Source organism: Pseudomonas sp. WS 5410, from assembly GCF_012985645.1.
Lineage (GTDB): Bacteria > Pseudomonadota > Gammaproteobacteria > Pseudomonadales > Pseudomonadaceae > Aquipseudomonas > Aquipseudomonas shahriarae.
In genome coordinates this window covers 30739-45546 of record NZ_JAAQWS010000024.1, presented here as the reverse complement: position 1 = coordinate 45546, position 14808 = coordinate 30739, and the positions used below count along the sequence as shown (strand labels likewise).

Here is a 14808-nt window from a genome sequence, read left to right as displayed (position 1 = left end):
CAACCCCACCTGTTCACCTTCCCACCCAGAGCACCGACCTCATGACCACTACCCTGGATCACCTGCCTGGCACACCTGATGACGATGAAATAAAGTTCTTGCAGGGCAGCGAAGCCGCCCGACGCGCACTGGACTACTACTTGAAAGAGGACACGGAGCCAGTGGACGATGTGGCCTTTTTCGAGGCCAACCCCCATGTCAGCAGCGAAGAAGCCCTGGTGCATGCCTCGGACCTGCTGCGCAGCGCCGCCGCCATCGCGTATGAGTTGGCGAACAACAAGCTGGGGGGCACCCGAGACCTGGCGTTTTCAGTGGTGTATTTGATTGATATGGCCAAGGCCATGCTGGAGCGTCCACTGCAACTGGCAGGCGGCAAAGCCTCATAGCCAGATAGGCGTGCAGGAACAGAAGGAAAAATATTTCTATCAGACGGATAAAAACATTTGACTTGCAAATGATAATGATTATTATTGCAAGCAGCTGGTCGCGAGATCAGTCGATAGGCCAAGAGACCTTAGGTCGGACTCTTGGAATATCTCCTCATCAGGCTAATCACGGTTTTTGACCCGGCTCTTTGGCCGGGTCTTTTTTTTGCCAGTTATTCTGGCGTGGCTTCAGGCTAATGAAGACTGTGTGTTGCTCGATGGCGCGCATGGTAGCAAAAGACAATCACCGAAAGAAAGCCGATCAAGCGCTCTGGCCCGCTTCTTTCCAAGATAGCACTTGAGAATCAATCTCATAGACTCTAAGCTGCGGCTGCGTCAAGGATGACGCCCCCTCCCTTTTCGCAATAATTTGCGTCCAGACTTTACCCCGCGTCTGTGTAAACTGCCCGCCACAACTCTCATATTCAGGCAATCAGACTATGACCGTGGCCTTGACTTCCATCAAAATCAGCACCGACTTCGACAGTGGCAATATCCAGGTGCTCGACACCAGCGATGCCCATCAGTTACTGCTGGCGATCAAACCTGATACCCGCAGCCAGCACTTCCAATGGTTCCACTTCAAGGCCGAAGGCATGCACATTGGTCATACCCATACCTTTCGCCTGAGCAACGCCGGCCAGTCCTCCTACAAACATGCCTGGAGCGGTTACAACGCCGTGGCGTCCTACGACCACATCAATTGGTTCCGGGTGCCGACGCGCTTTGATGGCGAAACCTTGCACATCGAACTGCAGGCCGAGCAAAAACACGCCTGGCTCGCCTACTTCGAACCCTACAGTCGCGAGCGTCACGCCTGGTTGATCGAGCAGGCACTGAACCGCGCTGGTACGCAATTGCTGGCCACCGGCAAGAGTGTCGAAGGCCGTGATATTCCCCTGCTACGCCGTGGCAAGGGTGACGCCGGGCAGCGCAAAGTGTGGATCATTGCGCAGCAGCACCCGGGCGAGCATATGGCCGAGTGGTTTATGGAAGGCATCATCGAGCGCCTGCAACAGGAAGGTGATGCTGAACTGAAAAAACTCCTGGCATCCGCCGACCTGTACCTGGTGCCGAACATGAACCCGGATGGCGCGTTCCACGGTCACTTGCGCACCAACGCCATGGGTCAGGACCTCAATCGCGCCTGGCAAAGCGCAAGCCAGGAACAGAGCCCGGAAGTGCTGTTCGTCCAGCAGCAAATGGAAAAATATGGCGTCGACCTGTTCCTGGATATCCACGGCGACGAAGAAATCCCCTACGTATTCACCGCAGGGTGTGAAGGCAACCCCGGCTATACCCCGCGTATCGAGGCCCTGGAAAAACACTTTCGCAGCCACTTGAGCGAACTGACCCGCGACTTCCAGACCACCCATGGCTACACCCGCGACTTGCCGGGCCAGGCCAATATGACCTTGGCGTGCAACAGCGTGGGCGAGAAATTCGATTGCCTGTCCCTGACCCTGGAAATGCCGTTCAAGGACAACGACGATGCGCCCGACCCACGCACCGGCTGGTCCGGCAAACGCTCCCGGCAACTGGGCAAGGACGTGCTGAGCACCGTGGCGGACATGGTCAACGTACTGCGCTGACCCTGCCCCAATAAGCGTCGTTAACCCTCAGCCTCGGACTGCGCCGCCACTCGCACGCAGTCCAGCGGCCCAAGCACCCGGCCATCTGCCGCCTGCACGTGCAAAGCCTGCAGCGGCTGTCCGTGCTCACGGTCCAACAGCACCGAATGGGCCTCGCCCTCGGCGTAGAAAAACCCCTCGCCCCATTGCCGCAACCCAATGATCACGGCAAACAGCCCCCTGCCCTTTTCCGTCAACACATACTCCTGATAAGCACTGCCATCCGAGGCCGGGACAATCTCGAAAATCCCGTGGCCGACCAGGCTGCGCAAGCGTGCCGAAAGAATATTCTTGGCCATGCCCAGGCTGCGCTGAAACTCGCCAAAGCGGCGGATGCCATCGAATGCATCGCGAATGATCAACAGTGCCCAGCCATCGCCAATCGCCTCCAGCGAGCGCGCCACCGGGCATTCGGCACTTTCAAAGCGAGTGAGTTTGACCATGGGTAACGCCTGCCTGATAAAAAATGTAGTTGCAATATAAAACCGGAATACCTACCGTACAACTGGTTTTATTTAACAACCACAATGAGAACTCAGCATGCCCCAATCATCGTTAAGCGGCGCCGTGGTGCTGCTGTTCGCCATTGCCTGCGGCCTGTCGGTGGCAAACGTCTATTACGCCCAACCCCTGCTGGATGCCATGGCCACGACGTTCGCCATGGACCCCGCCACCGTCGGCATCGTGATCAGCCTGACCCAGGTCGGCTATGGCCTCGGTTTATTACTGCTGGTGCCGTTGGGCGATCTGCTCAACCGTCGGCACTTGATCGTCGGCCAGTTACTGCTGTCCACCGGCGCGGTATTGCTGGTCGCCCTGTCCAACAGCAGCGTTGGGTTTCTGGCTGGCCTGTTGCTGACGGGCTTGCTCGCCGTGGTGGCCCAGGTGTTGGTGGCCTACGCCGCAAACCTGGCGCGCCCCGAGCAACGGGGGCACGTAGTGGGCCTGGTGACCAGCGGCATCGTGGTGGGCCTGCTGCTGGCGCGCACGGTGTCCGGGCTCATGGCGGACCTGGCCGGCTGGCGCTCGGTGTACCTGCTGTCGGCTGGCTTGACGCTGCTGATGGCGCTGCTGCTCTGGCGTGTCTTGCCCGCTACCGAGCAGCCCCGGGCACCAGGCGCCTATCGCCAGTTGCTCGGCTCGGTGTTGAGCCTGTTGCGCGAGGAAAAAGTGCTGCGCGACCGCGCGGTACTGGCCTTGCTGATTTTTGCCGCAGGCACGGTGCTATGGACGCCCTTGGTATTGCCCTTGAGCGCCCCGCCGCTGTCGTTGTCCCACACCCAGATCGGCCTGTTCGGCCTTGCCGGTGCCGCCGGCGCGCTGGGAGCGGCCCATGCCGGGCGCCTGGCCGACCGAGGCTGGGCACAGTGGACCAGCGGCGCGGCCCTGGCGCTGATGCTGGTGTCTTGGCTGCCCATCGCCTTGACCCAGTCTTCGTTATGGGCACTGTTGCTTGGGGTGATTGCCTTCGACCTCGGCCTGCAAGCCGTGCATGTCACCAGCCAAAGCCTGATCTACAGCGTGCGCCCCGAAGCCCAGAGCCGCCTGGCTGCCGGCTACATGCTGTTCTATTCGGCAGGCAGCGCCCTGGGCTCGCTCGGCGCCACCCTGATGTACGCCTGGGCCGGCTGGCCCGGCGTTTGTGCCCTGGGCGCCGCCATCAACCTACTGGCCCTGGGATACTGGTGGGCGACCCTGGGGCCTCAGTCCTTGCCGAGCATGCTTTGCAAAACGCCATCCCGGCGAATCCAGCCATGGAACAACGCCGCCGCCAAATGCAGCAACACCGTGAGGAACAGCAAATAGGCGAGATACCCATGGGCCTTGCGCAGAATTGCAAACAACTGCGCGTTGGCCGGCACCCACGCCGGTAACTGCAAAGAACTGCTCAGCATCACTGGGTCACCGGCCGCCGAAATCATCGCCCATCCCAACAACGGCAGCGCCAGCATCAAGCCATACAGCAGCAGATGCGACGCCTTGGCCGCCAACACCTGCCACGCCGGCAAATCGGCAGGCAGCGGCGGCTGGCGGGTAGCAAAGCGCACCACCAGGCGCACGATCACCAACAGCAGAATCGCAATGCCCAATGGCTTGTGCAGGTGCAACAACCATGCATGGCGTTGGGACACCGAGGCCACCATGCCAGCACCGATAAACAGCATGGCAATGACCATCAGCGCCATCAGCCAGTGCAGCAGGCGCGCCAGCGGGGCGAAAAAACGTGGTTGAGTCTTCATGGCCGGGACTCCTGAGAGGCGCTGTGCAAGTGGCTGACTTCGCCGGTACGGCGCAGGTAGGAACTGGCATAGGCAGCAGAACGTGCGGCCAGCAGCGGGTCATTGGAAGCTTCGATACCACTGGGCAGGATCAGCGGGTCAAAGTTGATATCGCGGCAATCACCGTCCAACTGCGGCTGACTGCGCTCGAGTACCAGCGTGCCGGCATCCAGCACCGTGTGCGCCCCAGACCAGGCCTTGCTCGCGTCATCCACCGGGTCCGTGGGGTTGGCCAGGGTGATCTGCAACTGCCAGCGCAGGGGGCCGGCCGCCAATCGTTGCTCCAGGTCGGCCTGGAGGAAATCCGCCCCTGGCGGCGCAGCGGCTGCGTTGACGTCCTGGCTCAGCGGCACCAGCCCCCAGCGCACGGCCTGGCGCTGCCCGTCGGCATTCACCAGGTAAAACGCATTGATGCCGTTGTAACGCTCGGTGGCATAGCTGGCTGATGGCCTGGCCGTCTTGACCCAGGCCAGGAACGGCGCCGTCTCCGGATGGCTGGCAAAAAACGCCGGCATACTGGCCGGGTTGGGCTTGCCGGTCGCCGGGTCGGGAGTCCCCGCCTTGAGCATCTGGTAGAACGCCTCGGGCGTGCCCACCGGGAACACTGACATGCTGTTCATCCCGCTGCGCCATTGCTGGCCGTTGGCCTGGTTGAACTGCACGGCCAGGCTGCGGATCGGCACGCTGCTGTCCGGGGCATAGGGGTTGCCGCTGGGCAAGGCAAAACGGCCGATCACCGGGGTGCGGGCCTCGCTGAATACCTGCGCACGGGAATAGGCACGCGCCGCAGGACTGCTCTCGAAATAGCCCGCCACGCATACACCCTTGGAATGGTTGCGCCGGTAGCCGGGGTGCACGCCGTTATTGGTTTCCAGGGCATTGATCAGGGCCTGGGGGCGCAACCGCTGCGGGTCGAATGTGCCGTTGACGTAGGCAAACGCCCCGGCGGCGGCACCGACGACCACGCCGATAGCGGCTAGGCGCAGCATCAGGCTGGCGCGCCCCAGCGGCAGGCGTGAGGGGGATGGTTGATCTGACATGCAGTGCTCCAGGGCCAGCGGCCACAGGTGAGAGAGAAGCAGGACGAGCGTCGACACGCTCTATTCCCACCCGCACTGTTTATTTTTCAATCCCTGGAATAACCTCCAAGGCCGGACGTCTTCCTGGTCCAAGCACAGTGACCAAGATTGCCATGCACGAACTCGACGACTCATTGCGTGAACTCCTCCCCAGGCTACGGCGCTTTGCCGTATCCCTGACACGCAACCCCAGCAGCGCCGACGACCTGGTGCAGGCCACGCTTGAGCGCGCCATCGTCAGTTGGCGCAACAAGCGCGTCGACGGCGATTTGCGCGCTTGGCTGTTCTCGATCCTCTACCGGCAGTTCCTCGACGCGCACCGGCGTTCGCGGCGTTATGCGCGGATGCTGGAGTTCTTCACCGGCCGTGATGACGCGCAACCGTCAGTCGAACGTACGGTGATCGCCCAATCGACCCTGCAAGCCTTCGACCAGTTGAGCGGCGAGCAACGCGCCCTGCTGCTGTGGGTTTCGGTGGAAGGCTTGAGCTACAAGGAAGTCGCCCATATCCTCGACGTGCCCATCGGCACCGTGATGTCACGCCTGTCCCGTGCCCGCCAGGCCTTGCGCCAGCTCAGCGACGGCGACATCACCCGCCCTTCCCTGCGGATACTCAAATGATCAGCCTGCCCCCCAACGAACGCGACCTGCACGCGTACGTCGATCACCAGCTCAGCGAGCCGGATCGCCGCCAACTGCAGATCTGGCTCGCCGCCCACCCCGAGGTCGCGGCCCAGGTCCACGCCTGGCAACAGGATGCCCAGCACCTGCGCACGGCCATCGGTGCGCCGCCAGCGGCCAACCCCGAGTTGGATCCGGCGCAGATTCGCCAGCGTCTCAAGCACCAGTCGCGCCGCCAGCTGGCCACTGCCGCCATGCTGGTGCTCGCCGTCGGCCTGGGCGGCCTGGGTGGCTGGCAAGCGCGGCAGGCGACCCTGGTCGCCAGCGCACTGCCGATGACCGACGCCATGCAGGCGTACCGCCTGTTTGCCCAGAACCCAATCATGCCCGCCGATTACCAGGTGCAGGGCAATGGCGATATGCAAGCCTGGCTCGACCGTTACTTCGCCCAGGCCCATCGCCTGCCAGACCTCAGCCAGGCCGGCTTCAGCCCGGTCAGCGCACGGCTGCTCAGCACCGATCAGGGCGCGGCGGCGATGGTGCTCTACGAGAACCCACAGGGCCGGCGCATCAGTTTTTATATTCGCCCGCCCGGCCCGCAAAACACCCTGCTGCCACGGGGCAGCCGCAATGCCGACGGACTGCAGGCCGAATACTGGTCCAGCCCCGGCTACAACTATGCGATGGTCAGCCCGGAGGACGAGCCGACCACCCGATTGCTCAAGCAGACCACCCGGTTCTAGGACGCCAACACCATGCCTTTTCGAGAGAGCCGCCCCCGGCGCCTGCCCCTGCTCAAACGCCTGCTGGGCAAAAAAACCGCCCACGACAGCGCGCCAGCCATTCAGCGCTTCTTCGCGGACAAGGCTCGGCAACAGGGCTACACCCTCAGCCCCAGCCAGGTGCAGGTGATCGACGCTATGGCGCGGCAGGCCGCACACCTGCTGGCCCAGCGCCCGACCCGCAGCCTGTACCTGCACGGCGCTGTCGGCCGGGGCAAAAGCTGGCTGCTGGACGGGTTTTTCCAGGCCCTGCCCCTGCCTGACAAGCAGCGGGTACATTTCCACGACTTTTTCGCCCGCCTGCACCGCGGCATGTTTGCCCACCGCCAGCAGGCCGATGCCCTGGGCGCCACCCTGGATCAATTGCTCGACGGCTGCCGGGTGCTGTGTTTCGACGAGTTCCATGTGCATGACATCGGCGACGCGATGTTGATCACCCGCCTGTTCAAGGCCCTGTTCCAACGGGGCATCCTGCTGCTGGTCACCTCCAATTACCCGCCCCAGGGCTTGCTGCCCAACCCGCTGTACCATCAGCGCTTCAAGCCGGTGATTGACTTGATCAGCGCGCGCATGGACGTCATGGAAGTCAGCGCGCCTCAGGACTACCGGGGCCTGGCGCAGAACCACCAGCAGCAACGCTTCACCCATGGCCAGTACGTGTGGCCGGGCGCCCCGGCCCAGCGCCGTGAGCTGGGGCTGCCCGCCACCGATGGCCCGCCCCTGGCGCTGGCGGTCGGCTCGCGGCAACTGCAGGTGCGCTGGCACCAGGCGCGCAGCCTGGCCTTGACCTTCAACGACCTGTGCGAACAGCCCACCGCCGTGATGGATTACCTGCTGCTGTGCGAGGATTTCGACCACTGGATCATCGACGACCTGCCGCTGCTCGGCGATTGCCCGATTGCCGTGCAACAGCGCTTTATCAACCTGATCGACGTGCTTTACGACCAGGACAAGCACCTGACCCTGCTGGGCCAACAGCCACTGGACGACGCCCTGCAAGGCCAGGCGATTGACCTGGCACGCACCCGCAGCCGCCTGGGGCAGTTGCAACAAGTCAGCCCGCTGGCGCTCAAGTCGCTATCATGAGCGCCTTTGACCTTGTCGAGTGACCTAAGCTGTTCATGGATACCCTTGCCCAACTCAAGGCTGGCCAACTGGCTGGCATCAAGCGCCTGGACCTGTCCTGCGGCCTGACGCAGTTCCCCCGGGAAATCTTCGACCTGGCCGACTCCCTGGAAATCCTCAACCTGAGCGGCAACGCCCTGCGCAGCCTGCCCGACGACCTGCACCGGCTGCCCCACCTGCGCGTGCTGTTTTGCTCGGACAACGCCTTCACCGAACTGCCGGCGTGCCTGGGGCAATGCCAGCAATTGAGCATGGTCGGCTTCAAGGCCAACCAGATCGAGCAGGTGTCGGCTGCTGCACTGCCGCCGCAATTGCGTTGGTTGATCCTCACCGATAACCGTCTCAGCCACTTGCCGGATGAACTCGGCGAACGGCCGCTGCTGCAAAAACTCATGCTGGCCGGTAATCGCCTGGAGCAACTGCCGGCGAGCCTGGCCCAGTGCCATAACCTCGAACTGCTGCGCATCGCCGCCAACCGCCTGACGCAATTGCCGCAATGGCTGCTGACGCTGCCGCGCCTGACCTGGCTGGCCTATGCCGGCAACCCGGTGGAAAGCGCGGTCGAACTGGCAATTGACGACAACACAGCGAATATTCCCTGGGCCGAACTGGAGCTGGCCGAGGTGCTCGGCGAAGGCGCCTCGGGGGTGATTCGCAAGGCACTGCGCAAACCGTCGAACGAGCCGGTCGCGGTCAAACTCTATAAGGGCACCATCACCAGCGACGGTTCGCCGCTGCATGAAATGCAGGCCTGCATTGCCGCCGGGCTGCACCCCAACCTGATCAAGGTGCAAGGCCGGGTAATCGGCCACCCCGATGACCAGGCCGCGCTGGTGATGGACCTGATCGACCCGAGCTACCGCAACCTCGCCGGCCTACCCAGCCTGGCGTCCTGCACACGGGACATCTACGACCCCGCCAGCCGTTTCAGCGTGGCTGTGGCGTTGCGCATGGCGCGCGGCATCGCCTCCGTGGCCGCACACCTGCACCGGCATGGCATCACCCATGGCGACCTGTATGGCCACAATATCCTGTGGAATGCCGGGGGTGATTGTTTGCTGGGGGACTTTGGCGCGGCGTCATTCCATGCCACGGCCGACACCTTGGAAACCAGGGCGTTGCAGCGCATTGAAGTGCGGGCGTTCGGGGTGTTGCTGGAGGAGTTGCTGGAGCGCATTGACGCAGGTTTGAGCGATGACCAGCACCAAGTGCTGGAGGCGCTGCGGGAGCGCTGCTGCCAGCCGCAGGTGCTGGCGCGTCCGGCGTTCGAAGAGATCGAGGCACTGCTGTCCTCACTCTGAAACGCCCTGCAAATGCGGAAGCGGGCTTATGTGGGAGCGGGCTTGCCCGCGATAGCAGTGGGTCAGCCAGCTGATGTGCCATCTGATACACCGCAATCGCGGGCAAGCCCGCTCACACACAAGCCCGTGCCCATAATTCCAGGCCGGGTTTAGCCCGCCAGGCCGACGAACATGTCCTGCACGTCGTCATGGTTGTCCAGGCCTTCCAGGAAGGCTTCGACTTCAGCCATCTGCTCGTCGCTCAGGCCGCTGACCGGGTTTTTCGCGAGGTAGCCCAACTTCGCCGACAACACGGTAAAACCCTGCTCCGGCAACGCCTTCTGCACCGCGTCCAGGTCGGTGGTCTCGGTGATGAACAGGGTCGCGCCCTCTTCTTCACCTTCCTCAAAGTCCTGGGCACCGGCTTCGATGGCGGCCATTTCCGGGTCGGCATCGGGGGTGTCCGGCGAGGCCTCGATCAGCCCTACATGGTTGAAGTCCCAGGCCACCGAGCCCGAAGCCCCGAGTTGCCCCTTGCGGAACGCTACGCGGATTTCCGCCACGGTGCGGTTGATGTTGTCGGTCACGCATTCAACGATCAACGGCACCTGGTGCGGGGCGAACCCTTCATAAGTCACGCGATGGTACTGCACGGTCTCGCCGAGCAAGCCCGCGCCTTTCTTGATTGCGCGCTCCAGGGTTTCCTTGGGCATCGAGGCCTTTTTAGCCTGCTCGACCACCAGACGCAGGTGGGCGTTGGTCGCGGTGTCCGCACCGTTACGGGCGGCAATGGTGATTTCCTTCACCAGCTTGCCGAAAATCTTGCCCTTGGCATTGGATGCCGCTTCTTTATGTTTAACCTTCCACTGTGCGCCCATGACTCACTCTCTTGATATCCGTGGCGCCGAGACGTCTACTGGCCGGCGCTTTGGCCGCAGAGTTTATAGGGCAAGAACCCATCGTTCCACCAAAAAACCGGCCAGCGTTGCAGGTACCTCAGGTGCGCAGGGGTTTGATTGCCACCGTGCGATCCGGCACAAAGTCGCCCACTTGCGCCAATACCGCAGGCCGGGCGTTCCAATAAGGCATCAGCACCAGCGAGGAAAACAGGGCAGCGCCGGCGAACACGATAAACACCGTCACCGTGTCGAAGTAGCCCGGCAGCAGGCCACCGAGGATCGCGCCCACCGAGCCGCAACCATTGACGAAGCCCGCCGCCGTTGCGCCGGCCTTGGCGGTACCGAAGTCAATGGCCGCCGTGCTGCTGATCATCGAGTCCGGCCCATACAGGGTCAGGCCCATGACAAACAGCAAAGCCATCACCAACATCACACTGCCGGTATGCAACGCCCCCATAAACAGCGCCAGGGACACGGTCAGCGCCAACAAACTGAGAACACAGGCCGGCATGCGCCGGGCGCCGAACAGTTTGTCGGACGCCAGGCCAATCATAATCGGCCCCAACAACCCCGCCAGCTCGAACGCCGTGGGCACAATGGCCGCGCCGACCTTGCCCACCGAGGGCATCTGCTCATAGACAATCACCGGGCCCCACAACAGGATCGCGTAACGCGCCGGTTTCAACAGGAAGTACGCCAGGCCCAGGGTCAGCACCGTGCGGTTGCGCAAGATCTCGCGCAACGGCTCAAGGATGCTGATTTTTTTCGCCGCCGCCTGCTCTTCGGCGCTCATTGCCGGCTCGGGCTCCACTTCTGGCAGGCCGACGTCCTGTGGCGTGTTGCGCTGGAAAATAAAGAACAGCACCGCCACCACCGCCACCACCGCGGCACTGGAGATAAATGCCGCGTGCCAGCTGCCAATCAGGGTGTAGGCCCACCAGCCGGCAAATGGCGAGGCCACCAGCCCGCCAAACGCGTAACACGAGCTCCATAAGCCCAGCACCCGCCCGCGCTGTTGCGCCGGGAAGAAACTACCAAGGTTCTTGCACAGCCCCGACCAGCCGGTGGATTGCGCCAACCCCTGGATCAACATGCACGTGACAAAGATCGGCAAGGTGGCAAACGTGCCCATGACCAGGGCGGCAGCCGCCGAAATCACCAGCCCGCCCAACACCACCACCCGTGGGCCGAAACGGTCGGCGAGCATGCCCCAGGTGAACTGGCCGACGGCATAGGCCGCCAGGTACAGGCCATCCAGGTTGGCCATCATCATCTTGTCCAGCGGGAAACTCGGGTCGTCAACGATCCCTAACTTGGCCACGGAAAATGCTTTGCGGGTGAAATAGAAAGCGGCATATGCCAGCCAGGTGATGGCGAAAATCTGCACGCGCCAACGCTTGATGCTACCCATAGGGATATTCATGGTGGTTCTGACCTCAGGTGTGAGTGTGCCGGCAGAATCGAGAAGCAATTGCCTGTGTTTTTATTGTTTTGCACTGCAGTACCGGGTGGCAGAGCACCGGGTACTGGTCAGATGAGTCCTGCAAGGTTGCACGCAAGGGCTCATGATCGCCGAAGTTGTAGGACTCAACCTACGGCGACTGAGGGCTATCAAAGCAATGGCTGACTAATAGGTAAAATCGATTTATCGTATTTCAAATATAAGCTCAGCTTGTAAGAGGTCGCGCCATGTCGGTTTCCCACGCCCAACTCAAAGCCTTCCATGCCGTGGCTGTCCATGGCAGTTTCACGTTGGCGGCCGAACGGTTGTTCCTCACCCAGCCGGCCATTTCCGACCAAGTGCGCAAGCTTGAAGAGCGTTTTGGCGTGCTGCTGTTCCATCGCAACAAACGCTCGGTGCGCCTGACCGACCTCGGCGAGCGCCTGCTGAGTATCACCCAGCGCCTGTTTGTCATCGCCGCCGAAGCCCAGGAGCTGCTGCAAGACTCCAAGGCCCTGCAAACCGGCAGCCTGACCCTGGCGGTGGACGCCCCGGTGCATGTGCTGCCGCAAATCGCCCGGTTTTGCGAACGTTATCCGGGAATCACCGTGAAAATCGAGACCGGCAACACCGATGATGCGCTGTACCGCCTGTACAACTATCAGGCCGACCTGGCGTTGGTGGGGCGTGACGTCGACGATGAGCGCCTGCTCTCGATCCCCTTGCGTGATGACCCGATGCTGGCGTTCGTCGCCCGCAACCACCCGTGGGCCGGGCGCGAGTCCATCGAGCTGGCGGATCTGGACGACACCCCCCTGGTCCTGCGGGAAACCGGCTCGGTGACCCGTCAGACCCTGGAGCGCGAGATGCACCAGGCCGGGCTGCGCATCCGCCCGGCGATCCAGGTGGAAGGCCGCGAAGCCGCGCGCGAGGCCGTGGTGGTGGGGATTGGCGTGGGCGTGGTGTCGGCGTCGGAGTTCGGCGCCGATTCACGGGTGTATGCCATGCCCATCCGCGACTGCACCCAGCGCATGAAGGAAACACTGGTGTGCCTCAAGGAACAGAGTTCGCGGCGGGTAGTGGCGACCTTTCTGGAGATTGTCCGCGAAAGCCTGCGCGAAGATCAGCCTGAAGCCAACTCGAAGAACGCCTGAATCAAGCGCAATTCCCGGCGCCGCTCCATGCAGCCGAGCATATGTTGGTTCAGCAGCCCGTCGCCACGGATGGGAATAGCATGCACCCGCGGATCGCGGCTGACTTCCACCGACGACACCACGCCCACCCCCAACTCGGCAGCCACCGCTTCCGTCACCGCTTCGCGGCTGTCCAGTTCCAGCAACACCCTGGGCTGCACGCTGGCCTTGGCACAGGCGTCGTCGAAGGTGCGGCGGGTAATGGAACTGGGCTCGCGCAGTACCATGATCACCTGGTCCAACTGCTCCAGACGGATACCCGCCGGGTCCGCCAGCCACGGATGGCCAGCCGGTACCAAGGCGCAGATACGGGATTCGTTCAAGGGTTGCAGGTGCACGCCCTTGCGCGGCTCGACTTCGGTCAACACGGCCACATCCGCGTGCTCGGACAGCAGCGCCGCCAGGGTTTCCTGGGCATTGCCCAGGCGCAGGTTGACGGTAATCCCCGGGTAACGGGCACGCAGCTTGGCCAGCATCGGCATGACCATATGCGGGCCATCCGCCGCCACTTCCAGGCGCCCGGTGAGCAATTGGCGGTTGGCTTCGAGCAGGGTCTGCGCTTCATCCACCAGGCCGAAGATACTGCGGGTAATGGCCGCCAGCTTGATGCCCTCCTCCGTCAACTCGACGCGCCGCGCGGTACGCCGCAGCAGGGTGATCTGGTAGTGCTCTTCCAGCGCCTTGATATGCCCGGTCACGGCTGGCTGGCTGATAAACAGGCGTGCGGCGGCACGGGTAAAACTGCCGTCCCGGGCCACGGCGTCAAATGCACGGAGTTGGAAAAGATTCATAGCTATCGGCCTCACTGATGGCTGGCATAACAACAAACAATTTGATTGATGACAAGCCAAACTGCAATTTATGTCCCGTAGCTTCATCCCACTGCTTTGCGAGGACATGAGAATGAGTACTGCCGCGCCGATCCTGCTCACACCTGGGCCCCTGACCACCTCCGCCCGCACCCGCCAGGCGATGATGGTTGACTGGGGTTCGTGGGATGACCGCTTCAACCAACTGACCGCCAGCCTCTGCGAGCAACTGCTGGCGATCATCAACGGTGGCGACAGCCATCACTGCGTGCCCTTGCAGGGCAGCGGCACGTTCGCCGTCGAAGCGGCCATCGGCACCCTGGTACCCCGCGATGGCAAGGTACTGGTGCTGATCAACGGCGCGTACGGCAAGCGCCTGGCGAAGATCTGCGAAGTGCTGGGCCGCCCGTTCAGCACCTTCGAAACCGCCGAAGACCAACCCACCACCGCCGCCGATGTCGACCGGCTGTTGCAGGCTGACAGCAGCATCACCCATATCGCGCTGATCCACTGCGAAACCAGCACCGGCATCCTCAACCCACTGCCGGAGATCGCCCAGGTCATCCAGCGCCACGGCAAGCACCTGATCATCGACGCCATGAGCTCCTTTGGCGCGCTGCCCATCGACGCCGCCCAGGTGCCGTTCGATGCACTGATCGCCGCCTCCGGCAAATGCCTGGAAGGCGTGCCAGGCATGGGTTTTGTGTTTGCGAAAAAAGAGGCCCTGGCCGCGGCCCAGGGCAACAGCCACTCCCTGGCCATGGATTTGTTCGACCAGCACGCCTACATGGCCAAGACCGGGCAATGGCGCTTTACCCCGCCGACCCATGTGGTGGCCGCCCTGCATGAAGCGCTGCTGCAATACAACGAAGAAGGCGGCTTGCCGGCGCGCCATCAGCGCTATGCAGCCAACTGCCAGACGCTGCTGGATGGCATGGCCGACCTGGGCCTGCGCAGCTTCCTGCCGAGCGCGATCCAGGCGCCGATCATCGTCACCTTCCATGCGCCGAACGATCCGCGCTACCAGTTCAAAGACTTCTACGAGCGGGTCAAGGCCAAGGGTTTCATTCTGTATCCGGGCAAATTGACCCAAGTGGAGACCTTCCGCGTCGGCTGCATCGGCCATGTCAACCAGGCCGAGATGCAAGCGGCGGTGGCGGCGATTGCCCAGGCGCTGCAAGAGATGGAAGTACTCGAAATCTGATTCCCTCGGCGACGGGGCCTCACGGCCGCCATCGCCGGCAA

15 protein-coding genes are annotated in these 14808 nt (G+C 62.7%); 9 read left to right on the top strand and 6 right to left on the bottom strand.

What is annotated here, in order from left to right; all coding sequences use genetic code 11:
• The first annotated feature begins 41 nt into the window (after positions 1–41).
• A complete protein-coding gene (locus HBO24_RS25800) occupies positions 42–386 on the top strand; it encodes a DUF3077 domain-containing protein (RefSeq protein WP_057960043.1) in 345 nt (114 codons plus the stop codon).
• A gap of 479 nt (positions 387–865) precedes the next feature.
• The gene (locus HBO24_RS25795) at positions 866–2017 is read left to right on the top strand and encodes a M14-type cytosolic carboxypeptidase (RefSeq protein WP_057441546.1); all 1152 of its coding nucleotides are present in this window, start codon (positions 866–868) and stop codon (positions 2015–2017) included.
• 20 nt (positions 2018–2037) lie between these two features.
• Here the strand turns inward: HBO24_RS25795 and HBO24_RS25790 are convergent, their stop codons facing one another.
• Positions 2038–2499, bottom strand: coding sequence for a helix-turn-helix domain-containing protein (locus HBO24_RS25790; RefSeq protein WP_057960045.1), 462 nt, complete (start codon positions 2497–2499; stop codon positions 2038–2040).
• Positions 2500–2596: 97 nt separating this feature from the next.
• On the opposite strand from HBO24_RS25790, the gene HBO24_RS25785 reads away from it, so the two are divergent.
• Positions 2597–3862, top strand: coding sequence for an MFS transporter (locus tag HBO24_RS25785; protein ID WP_170060593.1), 1266 nt, complete (start codon positions 2597–2599; stop codon positions 3860–3862).
• Here HBO24_RS25785 and HBO24_RS25780 read toward each other — a convergent pair.
• Together HBO24_RS25780 and HBO24_RS25775 are read right to left on the bottom strand one after the other, a co-directional pair.
• Positions 3760–4296: a cytochrome b/b6 domain-containing protein gene (locus tag HBO24_RS25780; protein ID WP_169990346.1), complete on the bottom strand. Its 537-nt coding sequence runs from the start codon at positions 4294–4296 to the stop codon at positions 3760–3762. The two genes, HBO24_RS25785 and HBO24_RS25780, sit on opposite strands and share 103 nt — an antisense overlap.
• Entirely contained in the window at positions 4293–5375 is a 1083-nt protein-coding gene (locus tag HBO24_RS25775) for a catalase family peroxidase (protein WP_170060592.1), read from the bottom strand. Before HBO24_RS25775 ends, HBO24_RS25780 begins: the two co-directional genes overlap by 4 nt.
• Before the next feature lie 152 nt (positions 5376–5527).
• On the opposite strand from HBO24_RS25775, the gene HBO24_RS25770 reads away from it, so the two are divergent.
• From HBO24_RS25770 to HBO24_RS25755, 4 genes are read left to right on the top strand one after another with little or no spacing between them, the layout of a single operon-like run.
• Positions 5528–6034: a sigma-70 family RNA polymerase sigma factor gene (locus HBO24_RS25770; RefSeq protein WP_170060600.1), complete on the top strand. Its 507-nt coding sequence runs from the start codon at positions 5528–5530 to the stop codon at positions 6032–6034.
• Positions 6031–6777, top strand: a complete 747-nt coding sequence (locus HBO24_RS25765) for an anti-sigma factor (RefSeq protein ID WP_170060591.1) — start codon at positions 6031–6033, stop codon at positions 6775–6777. The genes HBO24_RS25770 and HBO24_RS25765 overlap by 4 nt, the downstream gene beginning before the upstream one ends.
• A 12-nt stretch (positions 6778–6789) precedes the next feature.
• A complete protein-coding gene (gene zapE / locus HBO24_RS25760) occupies positions 6790–7902 on the top strand; it encodes a cell division protein ZapE (RefSeq protein WP_170060590.1) in 1113 nt (370 codons plus the stop codon).
• Between the two features lie 35 nt (positions 7903–7937).
• Positions 7938–9242 carry a protein kinase gene (locus HBO24_RS25755; RefSeq protein WP_120733506.1) on the top strand — a complete coding sequence of 435 codons (1305 nt, stop codon included), beginning with the start codon at positions 7938–7940 and terminating at the stop codon, positions 9240–9242.
• 149 nt (positions 9243–9391) lie between these two features.
• Here HBO24_RS25755 and HBO24_RS25750 read toward each other — a convergent pair whose 3' ends face one another.
• Both HBO24_RS25750 and HBO24_RS25745 read right to left on the bottom strand, forming a co-directional pair.
• Entirely contained in the window at positions 9392–10099 is a 708-nt protein-coding gene (locus tag HBO24_RS25750) for a YebC/PmpR family DNA-binding transcriptional regulator (RefSeq protein ID WP_120733507.1), read from the bottom strand.
• 118 nt (positions 10100–10217) lie between these two features.
• Positions 10218–11543 (bottom strand): MFS transporter, encoded by a 1326-nt coding sequence (locus HBO24_RS25745; protein ID WP_057441526.1) that lies wholly within the window; start codon positions 11541–11543, stop codon positions 10218–10220.
• Positions 11544–11809: 266 nt separating this feature from the next.
• Here HBO24_RS25745 and HBO24_RS25740 point away from each other — a divergent pair, with 266 nt between their 5' ends.
• Positions 11810–12715, top strand: a complete 906-nt coding sequence (locus HBO24_RS25740) for a LysR substrate-binding domain-containing protein (RefSeq protein ID WP_057441524.1) — start codon at positions 11810–11812, stop codon at positions 12713–12715.
• Here the strand turns inward: HBO24_RS25740 and HBO24_RS25735 are convergent.
• On the bottom strand, positions 12685–13545 hold the full coding sequence (locus tag HBO24_RS25735; RefSeq protein ID WP_120733508.1) for a LysR substrate-binding domain-containing protein: 861 nt from the start codon (positions 13543–13545) through the stop codon (positions 12685–12687). The two genes, HBO24_RS25740 and HBO24_RS25735, sit on opposite strands and share 31 nt — an antisense overlap.
• Before the next feature lie 112 nt (positions 13546–13657).
• Here HBO24_RS25735 and HBO24_RS25730 point away from each other — a divergent pair, with 112 nt between their 5' ends.
• Positions 13658–14767 (top strand): 2-aminoethylphosphonate--pyruvate transaminase, encoded by a 1110-nt coding sequence (locus HBO24_RS25730; protein WP_057444272.1) that lies wholly within the window; start codon positions 13658–13660, stop codon positions 14765–14767.
• The last annotated feature ends 41 nt before the right edge of the window (positions 14768–14808 follow it).